Origin of the sequence: Microbispora sp. NBRC 16548, from assembly GCF_030268985.1 — a bacterium.
Classification (GTDB): Bacteria; Actinomycetota; Actinomycetes; order Streptosporangiales; family Streptosporangiaceae; genus Microbispora; species Microbispora catharanthi.
In genome coordinates this window covers 1-2,159 of sequence record NZ_BSSF01000049.1, presented here as the reverse complement: position 1 = coordinate 2,159, position 2,159 = coordinate 1, and the positions used below count along the sequence as shown (strand labels likewise).

The 2,159-nt window shown below is 69.1% G+C and carries 2 protein-coding genes and 1 pseudogene; 1 reads left to right on the top strand and 2 read right to left on the bottom strand.

Annotation, left to right across the window (positions count from 1 at the left end; translation table 11 throughout):
- Together QSK36_RS42950 and QSK36_RS43660 are read right to left on the bottom strand one after the other, a co-directional pair.
- Window positions 1-745: RICIN domain-containing protein (locus tag QSK36_RS42950; protein WP_285786427.1), on the bottom strand; the 745-nt coding region annotated here is incomplete at its 3' end.
- A 211-nt stretch (window positions 746-956) separates the two neighbouring features.
- Window positions 957-1,115, bottom strand: a pseudogene (locus QSK36_RS43660) (non-reducing end alpha-L-arabinofuranosidase family hydrolase); the annotation flags it as partial.
- Between the two features lie 719 nt (window positions 1,116-1,834).
- Between QSK36_RS43660 and QSK36_RS42945 the strand changes: the two are divergent.
- Window positions 1,835-2,159, top strand: a 325-nt coding sequence (locus QSK36_RS42945) for an endo-1,4-beta-xylanase (protein WP_285786426.1), incomplete at its 3' end; no start/stop codon positions are given.

The window sequence follows — 2,159 nt, the reverse complement described above, 5'->3', positions numbered from 1 at the left end:
CCGAGTAGTAGTAGGTGTCGTCCACCCGGAAGACGTCGATGTCGGCCAGGTCCTCCCACAACACCGGGTTGGAATAGGTCGACGACGGCGGCCACGGCCCGTTCGTCGGACTCGCCGACGGCGACGGCGACGGACTGGGGGAGGGACTCGGGGAGGGGGACGACGAGGGATCGGAGACGCTCCCGACGGGGACAAGCTGCCACTGCTGGTTGTCGCCGCCCCAGTCGGAGTACTGCACGATCTTGCCGCCGTCCGCGGTGGAGGCGTTCTGGACCTCCACGGCCTTGCCGCTGTTGCGGTTGATCAGCCGGACGTAGCCGCCGGAGGAGTCGGCGAGGCTGAACTGCTGATTGGTGCCGTTGTGGTCGGCCCACTGCACGACGTCGGCGGCGTCCGCCGTGGAGAAGTTGTACACGTCGAGCACCTTGCCCGAGTGGCGCGACTGCAGGCGGTAGTAGCCGCCGCCGGAGTCGACGAACCGCCACTGCTGGTTGTTCGCGTTGGTGCGGCTCCACTGCACGAGCGACCCGCCGTCGGCGGTGGAGAAGTTGGAGACGTCGAGGGCCTTGCCGCTGTTGCGGTTGACCAGGACGTACCAGGTGTTGGTGTCGGCGGTCGCCGCGGAGGCCGGCGCCACCCAGGCGACGGCGGTTGCGAGAACGGTCGCAACCGCCGCCAGAAGACATGCGAAGACGGTGGCCGGCGCCCGTCGCCGGACACTCGTCACGCGGACGGAGGGGTGCATCTTCTCTCCTTCGAAGAGCGGGGACACGGCTGGGGTGAAGACACCCGCGGTGTGGCACGTGGACTCACGCCGGCGCGGGGCACGAGGGCGCTCGCCGTCGGGGGAAGGTCACGGGGTCGGCAGGTCCGGCCGTCGGGGCAGGCTGATGTGGTCGCCGCCCGAGCCGGGGTTGCGGCCCTGGCAGAGGCACCGAATCGTGCAGGGCTGACGGTCAGGTCTGGTCGACGTCTGTGCGGACCGTCTCACCGTGGCTGATGTCGTCGGTCCACGCGTCACCGGGACGGTCAGTCGCTCGCCCCGGCGAACGGAGTGCACTGCCCGCCGACGGCGCCCACGACGCGGCGATTCCGATGGAGGCCCACGATCGGAGACACCGTCGGTCACCCGGCCGATCCGGCGATCAGCGGATACCGGTGGGTCCCCCTGCACCGTGCGGGCGTCGCTCGCCTCGAACGCGTCGTCGGGACTCGTGGCGCCGGGAGCACCGGCCGGCTCGTGACCTTTCCGGCAGCCGCTTGTCGCTCATGGACAACGCGGACAGTGCGTATCGGCCCGGAAGGTCACACACCGGTGGCCTGCTACGAAATGTGAGCGCTAACAAATCTGCGTGCCAGTGCCCCTCTCCCATCGGCGGCTTGTGCGTGGTGGTGTAGCGGATCAAACAGGACGCCATAAGCCGTGTCAACGCTCGGCTCTCTCTCCGTCCGGGCCCTCATGTCGACCGGATGCGGCTCACCTGCCTCTCCCGTGGATGCGAGAACACCGTCCAGAGTCCGGACGCACGAAACTTTCATCCCGACCCAGCCCGCCCCCCGGAGACGCCGCGGAGCGAGCAGAAAACTTACGACGACATTTCTCCCATCTACCAGGGCATATATGGCAAATGCACCGGAAGTACGTCGAAACTTACCGGAAACGCCCTTGACATGTTTCGGGGTGATTTCCAGACTGACTCCCCGAGGCGGCTCCTCCTGCCGGGGTCGGTGGTGGACGGCAGGGGCCGCAGTTTCGACGCGACGACGGACCGCGTGCTGTTCCCGCGGGCGTCTATCCGCGTTCCCTCATTGATTTCGCAGTGGAGGCTCAGGCATGGGCGAAAATCCCTTATCCGCCGGCGGAGGACGGCGACCGCTCGTCGGCACCCGCCGACTGCTGGCCGTCGGCACCCGCCGGCTGCTGGTCGCCGGCGCCCTCGGCGCCCTCGGCGCGGTCACCGCACTCGCGGCGTCCGTCCCCGCCGGCGCCGCCGCCGGCACGCTGGGCGCGGCCGCCGCCCAGAGCGGCCGATACTTCGGCACCGCGATCGCGGCCGGCCACCTGAACGACTCGACCTACGTGGCGACCTGGGACCGGGAGTTCAACGCCGTCACCGCCGAGAACGAGATGAAGTGGGGGCCGATCGAGCCCTCCCGCA